The 15678-nt window shown below is 54.3% G+C and carries 14 protein-coding genes; 3 read left to right on the top strand and 11 right to left on the bottom strand.

What is annotated here, in order from left to right; genetic code table 11:
* Position 1: 1 nt before the first annotated feature.
* The 3 genes from B378_RS16640 to B378_RS15710 all read right to left on the bottom strand — a co-directional run bounded on the left by B378_RS16640 (position 2) and on the right by B378_RS15710 (position 4980).
* Positions 2-1087, bottom strand: a complete 1086-nt coding sequence (locus B378_RS16640; protein ID WP_155118174.1) for a hypothetical protein — start codon at positions 1085-1087, stop codon at positions 2-4.
* A gap of 828 nt (positions 1088-1915) precedes the next feature.
* Positions 1916-3391: a hypothetical protein gene (locus tag B378_RS16635; RefSeq protein ID WP_155118173.1), complete on the bottom strand. Its 1476-nt coding sequence runs from the start codon at positions 3389-3391 to the stop codon at positions 1916-1918.
* A gap of 20 nt (positions 3392-3411) precedes the next feature.
* Positions 3412-4980: a carbohydrate-binding domain-containing protein gene (locus tag B378_RS15710; protein ID WP_192812425.1), complete on the bottom strand. Its 1569-nt coding sequence runs from the start codon at positions 4978-4980 to the stop codon at positions 3412-3414.
* Between the two features lie 421 nt (positions 4981-5401).
* Between B378_RS15710 and B378_RS0101840 the strand changes: the two genes are divergently transcribed.
* On the top strand, positions 5402-5674 hold the full coding sequence (locus tag B378_RS0101840; protein WP_017342126.1) for an AbrB/MazE/SpoVT family DNA-binding domain-containing protein: 273 nt from the start codon (positions 5402-5404) through the stop codon (positions 5672-5674).
* A 99-nt stretch (positions 5675-5773) separates the two neighbouring features.
* The gene (locus B378_RS0101835; protein ID WP_017342125.1) at positions 5774-6913 is read left to right on the top strand and encodes a glycosyltransferase family 4 protein; all 1140 of its coding nucleotides are present in this window, start codon (positions 5774-5776) and stop codon (positions 6911-6913) included.
* Between the two features lie 78 nt (positions 6914-6991).
* On the opposite strand, the gene B378_RS0101830 is transcribed toward B378_RS0101835, so the two are convergent.
* The 8 genes from B378_RS0101830 to B378_RS0101805 all read right to left on the bottom strand — a co-directional run bounded on the left by B378_RS0101830 (position 6992) and on the right by B378_RS0101805 (position 14834).
* A complete protein-coding gene (locus B378_RS0101830; protein WP_017342124.1) occupies positions 6992-8221 on the bottom strand; it encodes a glycosyltransferase family 2 protein in 1230 nt (409 codons plus the stop codon).
* 388 nt (positions 8222-8609) lie between these two features.
* Entirely contained in the window at positions 8610-9533 is a 924-nt protein-coding gene (locus B378_RS0101825) for an NAD-dependent epimerase/dehydratase family protein (protein WP_017342123.1), read from the bottom strand.
* 523 nt (positions 9534-10056) lie between these two features.
* Positions 10057-10188, bottom strand: coding sequence for a hypothetical protein (locus B378_RS17385; RefSeq protein ID WP_017342122.1), 132 nt, complete (start codon positions 10186-10188; stop codon positions 10057-10059).
* Entirely contained in the window at positions 10185-10949 is a 765-nt protein-coding gene (locus tag B378_RS0101815) for a hypothetical protein (protein ID WP_017342121.1), read from the bottom strand. Before B378_RS0101815 ends, B378_RS17385 begins: the two co-directional genes overlap by 4 nt.
* A gap of 24 nt (positions 10950-10973) precedes the next feature.
* Positions 10974-11330 carry a hypothetical protein gene (locus B378_RS16630; protein WP_155118172.1) on the bottom strand — a complete coding sequence of 119 codons (357 nt, stop codon included), beginning with the start codon at positions 11328-11330 and terminating at the stop codon, positions 10974-10976.
* A 1779-nt stretch (positions 11331-13109) separates the two neighbouring features.
* The gene (locus B378_RS17235; RefSeq protein WP_237738311.1) at positions 13110-13313 is read right to left on the bottom strand and encodes a hypothetical protein; all 204 of its coding nucleotides are present in this window, start codon (positions 13311-13313) and stop codon (positions 13110-13112) included.
* A gap of 73 nt (positions 13314-13386) precedes the next feature.
* Positions 13387-13659, bottom strand: a complete 273-nt coding sequence (locus B378_RS16155) for a HalOD1 output domain-containing protein (RefSeq protein ID WP_192812424.1) — start codon at positions 13657-13659, stop codon at positions 13387-13389.
* A 344-nt stretch (positions 13660-14003) separates the two neighbouring features.
* Entirely contained in the window at positions 14004-14834 is an 831-nt protein-coding gene (locus B378_RS0101805) for an IS5 family transposase (RefSeq protein WP_026046133.1), read from the bottom strand.
* Between the two features lie 347 nt (positions 14835-15181).
* On the opposite strand from B378_RS0101805, the gene B378_RS16625 reads away from it, so the two are divergent.
* On the top strand, positions 15182-15553 hold the full coding sequence (locus tag B378_RS16625) for a hypothetical protein (RefSeq protein ID WP_155118171.1): 372 nt from the start codon (positions 15182-15184) through the stop codon (positions 15551-15553).
* Positions 15554-15678 lie beyond the last annotated feature (125 nt).

Raw genomic sequence — 15678 nt, 5'->3', positions numbered from 1 at the left:
CTCATGTATTGTTTTGAATAATTTTATTAATGATGTTACTTTTCATCTCTTGATCCCATAATTCTTCCGGCGGAACTTCTAGCTTATTTGTAGATACGCTACTAGAAAATTGAGAGATCACCTCTTTTTCCCTTTTCTTGAATTTTTCAAATTTATCTACTTTAGACTCACGTTCTGGGAAAAGAATATCATGTGCTAACCACATATTCTCCAACTCTTGGTTCCACTCGTATTCATTAATTGCCTTCAAGGTAGTACTCATATAATTTGAAGAAACAGAGTCCAATCTCATTTCATTTATGTTGTTAGAAGTCTGAAGGAAGAATACCTCACTCACATCTTCTTTCGACAAGACCCGTGAGTTAGAAAATATATTCTCAACTCTTTTCCAGTTATCAGGTCCTGCTAGGCTTGACCAGTGAGCCAACTCACTACTTATATCTTGATGATTTATGTTATTAGCCACTGTTGAAATTAGCTTTGATATAGCTATTCGAACACTATCTATTTGAGAGTCATCTAATAGTTCTGGGAAAGAATTATAATTATACATAAGCAAATGAATCATTGTTGGGAATGAGTAGATCTGGCCATCCTTCGTTATTAATACGCGGTCATCTCCAAGATAACTAGCACCTTCCATAAGGAAGCTTAGCATTGTATTTGTTTTTCCAGTATGTCTCCAAGCCGGGAACACATAGGTATCCCCGTTATAACTAACAGCTGAGGCGTGGATCATAGCTATTCCTTCATCTAGTAATCTTTTTCTAAATAGCCCTTCGACAATATTCCTAATTTCTATCGGTGGCTGTTTGGTACAGTATAGTTTATCGCACTCATTATTAATTGCGACAGTATTATCCATGCTTGTTATTGCAAATTTATCTCCTATCTTTTCATACTTGTGAGCTTCGTGTCCAAGTGATTCAGAACTTTGTTTAAATTTGTGACCGAGAGAAATATCTAATTCCGGTGTACTTTCTGCTTGCTTCTGTTTGAAGTAGTAGTGAGAACGATCGAGATGTGGAGTTTTATACCTCTCATCCGTTACATAGGTGAAGAGTCCGTGTATGTTGTAAGCGCTCATTAAATTTGTATAAAATGTTTGTACATAAGTATTTACCGAATTTAGTGACGGTAGCTCTGTTGTGATCTAACATATTGTCATCTGAAATCTCTGTCCTTCGAAGTAGTTTTAATATATTTACAGTCAACTATATTTCGATATTTTACCTGAATCTACAACAATTGTGGTATTCATGGAAATCATCTCAATCCGGAGGGTGAACCTAAATCGTTGTTTCTGAAAAAATATCCCAAGTGCGTATATGTTGATGTAATTACTAATGATTACTTTTGATCGATCACATTCTCGTCGTGAGTCTCTACAATCGCCGTTATGAATGCTGTACTAACTATTCGGCCTCATCTGGCGGTCGCGTAAAGGTTGAAGGTCAGGCGGACGGGTATGGATGTCTATGCCAAAATTCGACCCTCTCTAAAATATTGCTCGAATGTCTTATTATTAGCTAAGATAGAATACTGCGATGGCGATTAAAATAGAATATATGGCTCTGTAGTTTCGGTACACGGTGGCGGATTTCATGGGAATCGGACGCTCCGGCGAAGTTGTAGACGGTAGCTTTCAGCAGCGTTTCGCGGAACCCGATCAAACCCGACCCATAGCCACGGTAAAACGCGTGTAGTGGAAGATTTCTGATGCCGCACCGATCTGTCTATTCGCTTTCTACGGTAATAACATGGACGTAGCCCTTGGGTCTAGCGAAACTACAGATCCGAATATAATATTATTTATTTTGTCATCGCAATCAACAGTTATAAACGCGGATATGACACGAGAAGTATCGTGATCAAACGTAGTAACTCCTCTTTAACAGCCTCTTCGGATGATTGATTAATGAATTACCGAATTATCGACGAGACTTCTCCAGGCACTCCCATTATAAAATGCTGGTCCCTCAGTATTTGAACCATTCCCATTATGATAGGAGACCCACCCTTGAGAAGGTGAGAGCGTTGTCACATCGACTGGTGCATACTCGATGGCGTTCCAACTCTTAAACTGTAAGTGATCTTCATGAACAAGTGCTACTTCAGTACTGTTACGTTGAACTGATCCATGATCTCCATTAAAATTGAGACTGAAGTCAGCCTCAAGCTTCCCATTAATCCTCTCACCATTAACTCGAACAGAACCAACTGACGTTCCGAGTTCAACTCCACCTCCAGCAGACGCTTTGATGACAGAGAAAGGGGGATCAGCAACTGTATATCCAGCTTCCTTATACTCATGCTCGATGTTGTAGAACTGTGGAGAAATGAATAACGGACTATAGTAGTGAGCATCCCCACCTCCAGCTAATACCGCAACAGTCCCGTCAGCTCCGGAACTAGTCTCCGCCTGAAGGCACTGTATAGTCATTCCGCTCGCGCGGGTCGTATTAATACGCATCGCCTGTGCATTGGCACCATTTGGGAAGATATTTGGCCGTCGAATGGAACAATATTTCATATTCCCACGGAGCCAGATCCCAAAGCCATCACCTCGTGCAGCAGAATTTTCTTCCCACGGATCTGCATCGTTGCTTACATTAATCCTCACATCCCGAATTGTGGTTCCTTGGAACGAGTCTGTGCCTGTCCCGCCCGTCACACTTGCCGGAACGAATTCAATACCGTTTCCAGCCTTGTAATCGCCCTCAATTACACCTAACTCCGAGAAATTCGAGTCGTTTCTGATTTGGACCGCAGTTGCGTTAGTATTGTAGTAATCGACCAAATTAGGAGAGATACGATATCCCACTTGATCGTCAACGCGCAGCCATTCGGTCGGGTTACCCGACGTTATCCAGTGTCCGCCTTCAAGATGGAAATCGTTCTCCCCGCTCCAACCACTTGAATCCACAATCGTTAGTGGACGACCATCACCTGTGTAATCTATCGTACAACGATTCTCCGCAACTATTTTTAACGCAGACTCATTCGTGTCATGTGTGTAATCAGAATTCCACGACCATTCCGATCCATCTTCGTGCTCGTGTATGTGGATCGAAGTGTAATCGTCCGCCACTGCATTACTGATGAGTTCCCCTAGATCGGCCCCCTCAGAGAGATGCTTAGTCCGCCCGATCCGCTGCTCACGAGTCTTTACCGCGATCGGTCCGTTCCAGGAAGACCCGTCGCCGTAGTAAGATGCTCCTGTGTCGACTGCATAGAATTTCGCACCGTCCTTTGGTTCGTACTCACCAATATTCTCCTCTCTATCGCGTACTTCGACATCACTATCTAACTGTCCGAAATTCTCATTAATCGGGACGTGCCAGTCGGTCATTCCGGGTTTCGGTTCTTCGTAGTCGTGATTGTTAGCCATTGGTCTGAATCTCCTGTAATTTACGCTTCTACGCCACCGTACGTTCCTTCGCCGTACCCCTGTGCGCTGTAACTCCAGTCGTCGGGTGTCGATATCGGGTCGCCGGACTCGGCCGCCGAGTCGACGAACTCGATCCAGTTGAGGTTGTAGCCACCCTCCAACGCTTCGACGCGGAGCACTCGACCGTCGCCAGCGTCAAACGAGAGTTCTGGGATTGTCACCGTCTGCCAGTTCTGCCATCCCCCAGTCTTCGGGATGTCGACCGTTCCGACGACTTCGCCGTCGAGCAGAAGGCGGATCCTACCATTGCCCCGATTTGATGCGACACGAAGCCTCGCCTCGTACGTGCCGGTGATCGTATCGACAGTGTACTCGGTCCACTCACCCGTGTCGGTCCAGGCGATGTTATGGCCACCGCCATCGTCACTAGTCGCTTCGATATCCACTGCACCGTCTCGGTAGCCGCCCATATTCTGGTCGGTCGTGTCCGAGTACGCAACGCCTGCGCCGCCCGTGTCGTAATCTTCAACCTGAATCATACCCGGAATCTCCCATGCACTGCTGCCGTACGGTGACTGCTCCGGTGGGGATTCAATCGATCCAGCCTGATTGAACTCGATCCAGTTCAGGTTATACCCACCCTCTACGGCCTCGATGCGAAGGACACTCCCGTCTGTTTCGTCAAGTTCGATATCGGGAACAGTTACTGTCTGCCAGTTTTGCCACCCTCCCGTCTGCGGGATATCAACCGTACCGAGAGCGGTACCATCGAGGCTCACACGGATTTTACCCTCCCCGCGGTTTGACGCGACTCGCAGGTCGATGTCGTACGTTCCGGCATCGCTCCCCACGGTGTATTCGGTCCACTCGCCGGCATCAGTCCAGGCGATGTTGTAGCCGCCGCCATCGTCGCTGGTCGCTTCGATGTCCACCGCGCCGTCCCGGTAGCCGCCCATATTCTGGTCGGTCGTATCCGAGTACGCAACGCCCGCGCCTCCCGTGTCGTAGTCTTCGGCCTCAATTTTCCCCGGGAGGTTCCACTGTTCGTCGTAGGGTGCCTGTTCGGGTTCGCTCACATCGAGATAGTATGTGCCGGCTCCGGCGTCTAAGTTGAACACCTGAACAACAACGCCGTCGAGCGAAGTCGCTGACGCGGCTAATCTCGTTGTTCCGGCGCCAAGATACTGAGCATCGAGTATCCTGCCGCCGCCGACAACGACTGCTGCAGCCGTCTTACTGGCGCTTTCACGGACGATATCGGCGAAGAGATAGTCACCATCTACGGAGACCTCGTACGTGTCTGCCCCACCGAAGCGTGAGTGGATACCTCGTTCCGTGTTAATCCGCTTAGCAGGCGCTAAATCTGATTCCTGAAAGTATGGGATAATCCGTTCGTCAAGCGCGGGTAGTCCGCCGAATCCATGTCCGATTCCGGATCGAGCTGACTGCTCTCCGAGAAGCCATTCGGAGAACTGCTGGAAGTTTCCAACGGCCCCGATTGCTCCGAGTTTCAGACAGCCACGTCTGTTAATCGTGGTTAATTCCTGACTATCGTCAGATCGGATCGCTGTTTTTCTATCCCCTTTCATCATAAGATGGGCGGCGAATCTTGCGTAAGTATCTTTTTGTCAAAATATCAAAAGTGAAATTAGTAATGTAAACAGTATCTAGGCCGGTGAAATTCTACGTATCCTGCCATGAGGACGTGGTGAACCGCATCTACAGGATCTAACCCATGAGTTTCTAGTACGTTCCCAATCGATGACGACACGCCTCCGCACCGGTTAATATCGTCTTACCTCTTCAAGGTGTATCCTTCAGATGACATATTTCGACTATACGTCATATATTCATTTTCTAGCCACATCCCAGACCAAACTTTGTGCTCGGTCGATCAGACTCAGAGCGGATCGGAACCGGTATTACGGAAGTTCAAGGAGAAAGCCCCATCCCCTTAGGGCGGGGATGAATCCGATACGACTCTTCACGACACGATGGGTACGAGCGCGTATGACGGCCGAAAATCCTCCTGAGGAAACCACGATCAGTAACCGGGGAACAGTCACGATACCGGCGGGGCTCCGACGACGGCTCGACATCAAGGCCGGCGACAAGCTCCGCTGGACCGTCACCGAGAACGGGGATCTTACCGTCGCAGTCGTCCGACAGCGCTACGGTGCGTTCGAAGATGCCGACCGACAGGCTCCGATGGGTGGTGATGGTCTCGAAACGCACGACCTCGCCGGCCACGAGAAAGACTCTGCGTTCACGGAGAACAGCTGAAATGCGGTCGTCGTCGATTCGAACGTCCTCACCGACTGAAAGAGACTCCCGAAGCGCCGTGTTCAAGATGCCACCCTGCGATGGTACAATTACTTGACAATGCGCATCGCCTTCGTCTCAAACGTCGTGTACCCCTACGTCACCGGCGGCGCCGAAAAGCGCATCCACGAGATCGGCACCCGCCTCACCGATCAGGGTCACGAGGTCACCGTGTACGGCCGGCACTTCTGGGACGGGCCCGCGGAGATCACCCACGAGGGCATGACCCTCCGTGCGGTCGCGCCCGAAGCGGACCTCTACGAGGAGGATCGACGCTCCATCACCGAAGCCCTTGACTTTGCGGCTCGCGCACTTCCACCCCTCCGTAGACGACTCCGCAACGACGAACACGACGTGGTCGTCGCCAGCGTCTTTCCGTACTTCCCGGTCCTCTCGGCGAAGATTGCCAGCATCCGGACGGACACGCCACTCGTGACGACTTGGCATGAGGTCTGGGGCGACTACTGGGACGAGTACCTCGGACATCTCGCGCCGTTCGGCAAGGTTACCGAGCGCGTCACTGCGCGCACGCCACAACACCCGACGGCGATCTCGGCGATCACGGCCGATCGTCTCGCCACAATTGGTCCCGACCGCGAGCGCATCGACATCATCCCGAACGGGATCGACGTTGAGCAGGTCCGTACCGCGCCGCTCCCCGACCGGGAGTACGACGTGCTCTTCGCGGGCCGACTGATCGAGCACAAAAACGTCGACATCCTCTTGGAGGCCTTCGACGCGATCGCCGATACACGCGATGTCACCCTCGGAATCATCGGGGATGGCCCCGAACGTGAGCGACTCGAAGCGAAACGCGACGCGCTCAGGCATGCCGACCGGGTGGAGTTCCTCGGCTTCCTCGACGACTACGAAGACGTGCTCGGCCACATGCGGGCCGCAGATGTCTTTGCGTCGCCGAGCATCCGGGAGGGGTTCGGGATCACGTTTCTCGAGGCGATGGCCGCAGACTGTACCGTGATCGCGGCAGATCACCCGGAGTCAGCTGCCGACGAGGTCATCGCTGACGCGGGCTTTCTCGTCGACCCCACGGTCGACTCGCTCACGGAGCGGCTTGACGCCGCACTGGGTGGCACCCGGCCATCGACGGTGCCGACCGACCACGCCCGGCAGTACGACTGGGACACGATCGCCGAGAAAGCGGAAACGGTCTATCAGCGTGCGGTCGAAGACGCCTGGTGAGCCGAACTTTGACGAGCAAGAAAGGCATAAATGGGATTCGCTGCGAGAGTAAGAGAGGAACTCTGGGCAGCAATCGCGCTAGTTTACGCTGCTCAGGAAGAACGACGAGAACACGAGTTGAACGCCGATAACGATCGACGTGAACGCGAGGAGCGCGCTCGTAGTGAATGGGACTGCCCCAAACCCGCTCAGGGTCCACTGGACGACCAGCCACGTCGCGTACACGGCCCCGCCGGTGAACATGAGGAGCCCGAGCGTTGCCCCGCGTTCGAGCGTCACGTGCTCGATGACCCAATTGGTGGCCAAGTCAGATGGGCTCTTGATCGGATCGCTCGCGACGCTGGCAAAGATCCCGAGCGATCCGATCTGGATCCCGAGGATCGTGAACAGGCTCCCGGCGATCATCGAGTGGATACCGGGGGTGACGCCGTTGATCGAGACACCCATGTGGCCGAGACCCATCACGAGCGCGCCGAACAGCATGAGCAACAGGCCCGGAATCGAAAACAAGTATCCCGGCGCGTTTACGAGCATGAATCTGACGTGCCGCCACCCGTCAGGGAAGCTGTCGAGCGTCTCCTCGCCCTGTCGTTCGTGATAGACGATCGGGACCTCCTCGATCGCGAGGTCTCGGGCGCCGGCGTCCATGATCATCTCGGAGGCGAACTCCATCCCGGTCGTCTCGAGGTCCATCTCGTCGTACGCCTCGCGGGTGAACACTCGGAACCCGCTGTGGGCGTCGCTCACGCCCGCCTGGTAGAAGGTATTCAGGAATCGCGTCAAAAGCGGATTACCGACGTGCTCGTGGAGGGTCGGCATCGCGCCGTCGCGGATTTCGCCGTCGAGCCGGCTTCCCATCACGATGTCCGCGCCGGTCTCTTCGAGATGCTCTAAGAGTCGCGGGATCTGCGTGAAGTCGTACGTGGAGTCCGCGTCGCCCATGGCGATGTAGTCGCCGCGCGTTCGCTCGAACGCGTACCGGTACGCGTAGCCGTACCCCGTGTCGTCGGGCTCGACGACGATCGCGCCCATCTCGCGGGCGATCTGGGGGGTACGGTCCGTCGAACTGTCGCTGACGATGATTTCGGTCGGGATCTGAAGCTCCTCGACTGCGGTGCGGATCCAGCCGATACACGTCTCGATACCCGCCTCCTCGTTGAGGGTTGGCATCACGACGCTCAGCCGGGGAGCCGTCTCCGAATCGGGTCCGACGAGGAGGTCGTCGGCGGAGTCCCGGTCGTGGGTCGCCGTAGCTCCGGCCGCCCGTTCTTTAGCCTCGTCGTTGTTGACGTCGGTTGTCGTTGCCATTCCGGTTCTTATCTAGACACATTACCTAACTATACTAAGGTTTTGTGTATCGTAGTATACTGGCCGTTTGGCGCATAATTCTGCGGTTTACATCGAAAATATAAGTGATATTATCACGAACGATCAAACATATCACCACAGACGGAAACGAATTGAGCGGGAGATTCCGCGGACTATACCAACACCGCCACGGTCGAGATGACCGCCACCGATCCCGTCAAAACGACGGCCTGTTCCCCCTGAGGTCGATACGCGCTCGGGCGGAACTCGGCTCCGATGCGGTCGACGGGGGGCGGCGGCGATTTCCGACACCGAGGTCAGCACTGACGACGGCGACGGCAATGAGGCGGGCAACGACATGGACTACGAGACCGAGCGGGTGTACGTGTCACTCCGACAGGTACGGCTCACACACGCGGGCAAGCCCCTCTTCGAAGGAAATTTGCGGTTCCCACCCGGTCTCGGAGCGGAGCTTCGAGATGTCCGCGTACGTGTCGTGGACGTACACATCCTCCGGGATCGGGTTCTCGACGTACGTGGGCTCGATGGCCGTCCCGAGTTCCTCGTTGATGAGCTCGACGAGCTCGTTGAAGCTGTACGGCTCCTCGGTACCGACGTTGTAGATGCCGTTGAGCCGTTCGTCGCCCGCGATCTCGAGTGCGCGCACGATATCGTCGACGTGCGTGAAGTCTCTTGTCTGGGTCCCGTCGCCGTACACTTCGGGCCGCCGCCCGTTGGCGATGTCGTCGGAGAACTGTGCGATCACGTTGGCGTACTCGCCTTTGTGCTCTTCGGCACCGTCGTACCCTTGGTATACTGAGAAGAACCGCATCCCGGCACATGACAGATCATAGTGGTTCGAGAAGTATTCGGCGTACCGCTCGCGGGCGAGCTTCGAGGCCTCATAGCCGGTGTTCACCGCGACCTCCATGTCTTCGGGTGAGGGTTCGGTCCGGTCACCGTAGATGGAGGACGTGGTGGCGTAGACGACCGTCTCACAGTCGTCCTGTCGCGCCTGTTCGACGGTGTTGACGAACCCCTCGACGTTGACTCGGGCCCCCAGCTGCGGGTTCTCCTCGTGCATCGCGTACGAGGAGAGCGCCGCGAGGTGATACACCACGTCGACGTCTGTCGGGAGATCCTCGTCCAACACGCTCGCCGAGTGGTAGGTGACGTTCTCCTCGAGGTTCTCCGGCGTCCCAAGGTACTCGTCGTCGACGACGATCACGTCGTTGTCGGCTGCGAGATGATTCGCCAGGTTTGAACCGATAAAGCCTGCACCGCCCGTGACCAACACGCGCTTGTTCTGCATGATCTCAGAACGACGGAGTACTCTCAAAAAATGTCCGGTTTGATGTAAAATCAGAGACTCGCGATAGATATATATGGGTGTACCACGATTCAGGCTATGTATGTCAAATTCTGACACCCCCACCTGTAACGAGTGTGGACGAAAGATCACGAGGGGGCTGTCGGCGACCGCGCGGTGCGGGAAATGCCAACACCAACGCCGACGTTGACGCTGCTCCCGTCCGGAGTCGACTGATCAACAGTCGTGATTATGCGGAGGAATGCTCAGAATATCTACCTGCCCGTTTCCGCAGGCGGGACACATGGAAGGTTTCATCACCCATCTCATGTAAACTCACATTAACTATTAAACTTTTTCACCATCAGACAATTCGAATATATCCATAAAATACACAACTAATACGTTTTAAACGCGGATATAAATTTTCTATATCAACTACTGAAGGATATTGTGGATGAATATGGATCTGTGCTTACTGTTCGCATCGAGTAGAGTGGTATACCGGGGTGAGACCGACATTCGCTCAGCTTTTGTCCCACTTGTCGGCGAGTTCGTCGAACTTGGTGACAACATCGTCGGCCGTCTCCGCTGACACCTCGTTCGGCGCGAACGTCGCTGCCTCATACGCTTCGGTGATCGCTTTGAGCCGCGTCATATCATACCGTCATCCCCTTTTCGACGTTCATAGAACTCCCTGTGAGTCTCCGCCGACGGTTCACCTCCCGAAGACAACCATACCCGCACAACCGCATACGCCATCTGGACCGTCCGGTTCAATCTGCCAGCCGTCAGCACGGCGCCGGCCCGGGCGAGGAATGACTGACTCGTATTCGCGCCGACCTGCGTGTCTGTTCCGTTCGGTCCTGTCTCCGAGCGAGATATCGCCCCGCTCGCCGTCTCCGACTCCGCCTCGGTGGACTCGCCGGTCCACGGTCCGATCGAGCCGAATCGAGCAAGCAGGCGTTTTCGAAACGCGATGATCGAGAGCGCAACGAGGACGAACAATACGACACCGATCAGTACCGCACTGTCGGTAATCTCGGCTATCGGCTGTCCGTCGGCGCTCCCACCGCTCGATCCGGATCCCCCCGACACAAGCGACAGCGACCGGCTGTCGGAACTCGCTTTGAGGTTCGTTCCGGTCCCCGAAAACGTCGCGGTGAGTGTGGCTTCGTCACTGTGCTCAACCGTTTCGAGGAACGTGAACGTCGTCTGGTATCGGCCGCTACCGTCGGTAACCACCCGTCCGAGGTCCGTTTCTACGACGGAGATTCGGACGGAACGCTCCGAGAGTCCGGTTCCGTCCTCGGTCGTCAACCGTCCGGAAGCGACGACGGTTTGATTCGTCACGTTGGTCGTCGCGTTCACGGAGAGGACGGTCGGCGTCGACTGAACCGCAACTGGTACCGACGTCATCGATGGGGCGACCGCGAGGTCGTCTCAGTCGATCGCGACGCGGAGTTCACCGTCACCGGTCGGGACGGTCGCCGGTAACGCCCCAGTGAGGACGGCTTGGCCCTCCGAGTTCGTCTCGGCGGTTGCGATCCGATTCCCGGAAGCGGTGAGCACAAGCGGGATCCCGTCCAATCGGCTGTCCACACCCGGCACCCGAACGGCCGCCGTGGTACGAACCGTCTCGTTGAACGCCGCTGTCTCGGTGGCGTTCGCGATATCGATCGCCGTCTCCGCTTGGTCGACGATCCGCACGGAAACGACCTCGGTCGTTGAAAGAAACGGATCGGTACTGGACGGCTCGTACCGAACGGTGAGGTTCGAGTCGTTCAGTGGTGCCGACACTGGCCGGTACGTCGTTTCGAACGTTCCGGTGTCATTCGTCCGGGTTCTTATCGTGTCGTCCCCGAATCCGACGCGTATCGCCCCGTCGTCGATCGGGGTTCCGTTCGTCGTCGTGAGTTGGCCTGAGACTTCGATGGGGTCGGTAGTGGAGACGGTCGTTCGATTCGCTTCAACGGTGAGTTGACTGTCGGTAAACTCCCGAGATTCGATCGCGACCGCCGCTTCTCGGGCGGTCTGCCGGATATCTTCGACCGCGACTTCCGCCTCTTCAAGATCGACTCCGGTTTCCTCTGCCAATACCGTATACTGCTGTTCGAGATCGGTCGTCGTCTCGTTTACCTCTGCCGCGTTCTCGAGGATCTCACGGGAGAGTTCACGGGCTCGCTCGTCAGATCGGACTCTCGGCAGCGGTCCCGGTTGCAGAGGCGATCAACTTCCTCGCGGCTGAAATCACCGGCTTCGAGAACGTGGTTCGACTCTCACCGCGGGTGTTCCTGCTCGGCGTTGGGGTTGCCGCAGTGACGAGCCTACTGAGTGGAATGCTGGTCGGGTGGCGGCTCCGACGGTTAGACGCGGTTCGGATCTTGCGAGAAGGATAATGAAATTCGTGTATCTGCGGAACGTCCACGATCAGTGATTTTAGGAATTTACGGAAAGTTCGAGGCGAAAGCCTCGCCCTGAACAGTAGTTACCGAATCAAATCCTGCTCCGTACTAACCAAGTCGTTGAACTCAACAAATTTCAAGATCGTGGTAGATTTTGCTGTGACAGATTCATTGAGAGAGCGAGGGAACGTCGCGTTAGCGGCGTTCCCGAGCGATGCCTCTCCGCAATAGCGTACTCACCGGTCATCCCGGTCGAATCCGAGTACGTACTCACCCGTAGTCTGTCGAGAGAACCAATCTACAGAAGATTCGTGTTGAGATCTGCGGTGTCTTTGGACCCGTTCTAGGTGCGGCTAAGACGTTGGCTAACACCCATAGATTATACAGCGACACCGCGAACAAAAAGTAGAATAACCTCACAGAGAACGTCGTCGTCGACGTTCTCGGAAGAAAATCACCGATCTGTCGATATGACGTTTCGATTCCCCAGCGGCGGCGAAACGCCGCCGCGTACGCTTTCGCTGTCGACGGATCTACGTCTAAGCTTGTCACGAACCACACGTGCTCATCTTCGCTTGTGCGGTGCGGAACCGCGAAGACTGTGACATCTACCGACGCCGTTGGGTTGCCTTTCGCTGCATCGTATACTCGTCAGCGACCGTCTCAGCGCCACGCTGAGACGACTTTTCATTCCACTACTCGGACGCGACGCACGATGTAATCGACATCTATTCGCTCTAACTCTGCAACGACGTGAACTTGGTAGAATCCACGATCGAGGTACAGGTGTCGAATTGAGACGTACTGTTGGGCTGTATCGACAGGGAGCGAACGGCTTCGCGCTTGGCGCGAAAGCCGTTCGCGTCCATCGGTATCACGTCAAGCGTAAATCGAGTGTCTGGCGCAACGATACACAGCGTTGCGAAGCAAAACGCTCTACTCGTTCCCAGAGCAGGATACGTCGTAATTACGTGGTCAGTGTCGACAGATCCGTAGAATTGCCACTCATGGATATCGATGGCAACATCGACGAATGGAGGAAGTTTGCGCTGTGATCGGAGGACTTTGAACAGTTGATCTCGAACGCCATCGAATTGATCGTCAATGGCATCCGTCGGAAGATTTCGCAAGTGGTAGAGCAACGATTTGGCGAGAGGATTCCCAGCAGTGGACGTCACGTCCACTTGCTCGCCACGGTTAAGCTGGAGCGTTTTCCCACCCGTATTTGAGAACTCCTGCTCAAAAGCGATACGAGAGAGATTCCGCAGAAATCCTCTCTCGTGTACTCACCGCACGGTTTGACGCCGAGTTTCAGCTCCGGGAACAGAACCGTCGACACAGCACGGCAGACCTGTTTCGCCTCAACTGTCTGGACCATCGTTCAACCAACGTAGCCTAGCGTGAAGAGTCTCAGCTAGGTTCGGCAACTACTGTTCAGCGCGGGGAGGATGTCAATCGCCGAAATGCACCGTGTTCCATCTGTCTGTGTTGTCATTCTGGATTGGATGAACGTAGACGGTATTGTCTGAGTGAACGAGCACTCTGTGAGCAGCGTAGGAAAATGTAACTGTCACATCGTGGGAGCGGTCCTCCGTAACAATTGCCGCTAACCCCCCAGGGTCAATTGACTGAGAGAGGGGGGGTAACTCTTCTATCGGTGTGTCCAACGCGTCGGAAAGCGACTCGGCGATAGTCATGAGCGGCTCCTCTGAGGACTCTTTCATAGAACCACTATTGAGACTTCCCCGCATAGTAACAATCACCATATTATTTATAATACATTATTATCATTTCACTTGCCTAAAATAGGTCTTCATTGCTCTGTTGAATCCGCAGAAGGCGCGAGATAGCGCCGTTGTAAAGGCAGTAGCGAAGCGGAAGAGTCGAATGTGACCAACCTACTTCCGCTTCGCTAAGCGAGCAGCGTCGCTGGCTCAAAAGCGCTGTGCCGCCAGTCCAACGGCGGTGAGTGATCCGACTGGCCACGGATTTCCCGGCTGGAAGCATGTTACGCTCCATTTTTTGCGGGTTCACATGGCTGTGTTGAATCGCTGTAAGGCGTAGAGATTCACTGTGTGACGAAGCGCTTGATGTTATAGACGACACACATCAGTGCGATCTCGCGGAACTCACGGAACCATGACCGCGCTCGCACGGCGAAGCCGAGCGAGCGCTCCACGGCCGAGTTCACGGTTTCGGTCATAGAGCGCTGATTGTAGCGGTTATCGTCGATTCTAGCGTTGTGCGCGTGATCGTACGGAGCGAAGATACGGTGCTTGATCAGCGGTCTGATGCCGAGGTCGCGTAATCCTTCACGAAGCGATTGCTTGTCATAGCCTTTATCGGCCGCAAGAGACCGCAGATCGCCCGCGTTCCGGCGGGCGATCTGCTCAGCAAGGTCTAAGTCGCTTCCTTCCCGATTCGTTGAGCAGTGAACGTCAAGGACGGCTTGAGACGCTGTATCGACGAGCTTCGTGACTTTGAGCTTTTGAACCCGGTAGCTGATTCGCTGGCAGTAGTGGCGGCTCGCTGGTGAGCGGTCGTAGAACGTGGGGTCGATAGTGGCGTGTTCAGAGAGATCGTGCAGCTGCGCCGACCGACGTAGCAGCACGCGACAGACGCTCATGTTGATCCGGTCGAACGCCTTACACAACGTGGACGGCGCGGGGAGATCGGCCGCGTTGAGGCCGACCTCCCCGGTTATTTGTGGCATCTCTTTGAGCAGGTCGATCGTCATACGGTGCGATGAATCGAGGTAAATCCGCAGACAGTGAAGCGAAACGAGTGCATAGTCGGCGAATCCGCCGCCACCCTCCGGGGCGGCGGATTCGCCTCCATCGCCAGTAACTCTTTGAGCAACCGGGACAACCTCCCCGATGAAGCGGGAGATTTGGGTCATGAACAACTGAAATCTCCCGCTTCAACTCCTTTGATTTAGCGGCCTACCTCGCTGCTGTATGGCGATTCAACACAGCCCTTGAGATAGATTTGTGCTACCTCACTCCAACCGTCGAACAGGAGTTTGACACTAAGGACGAAGACATCCGTGGTACACTCTCAGACGAGGTATCTCAACATCGGCAAGACGTTAGTACGGAGGTAGATAATCAGACACTGTCTCCACCTGCAATTGATTGGATCCGAACTAACCTCCTCAATCGAGAACTCAATTCGTTTCGATTCCTCGAACAATACTACCAAAACCTCCGCAGGTAAGCTCGTTTCTCGACGATTGACCGACTTCAGGTGATATCCGATCTTGAGGAGATGGAATTCGAAGTGTGGGAGGATCAAACAGAGGAGCATGGTGGGCTCGAATCACTCGTTGAGTATTGGGAGGCTCCAATCCCATCATACCCTGACGTTGAGCACGAACTCCTTATCCACGAAGGGGATGACCCGATCGTATGCATCGAGGCACATCATATTGCGACTGAGGAACAGTATTCGACAGAACTCGCCACAACCAACCCTCGTCACTTCATCCGGCAGATTGACGATGAACCGGAGACACGTGAAGAGAACATCCTTCGAGTGACTAATCTCGATGCCGTCGTCGATCGGTCTTGGGATGGGAGTGTATGGTCGGCACCGCGCCAGAACAAATCACCGATTTGAGAGCCGAGAACAATTATTGACGAGATATGACCGGAATCGTGATCCTCCCCGCTGGTCGCGACGACGCGTTTGAGGACTACAAACAGTTCATCCGAGATGGTCACCCAATTGAGGATATTGAGTCC

Source organism: Halorubrum sp. T3 (genome assembly GCF_000296615.1).
Taxonomy (GTDB): Archaea; Halobacteriota; Halobacteria; order Halobacteriales; family Haloferacaceae; genus Halorubrum; species Halorubrum ruber.
Note: the sequence above shows the minus strand (reverse complement) of the source record. Positions and strands in the feature narration are given on the sequence as shown.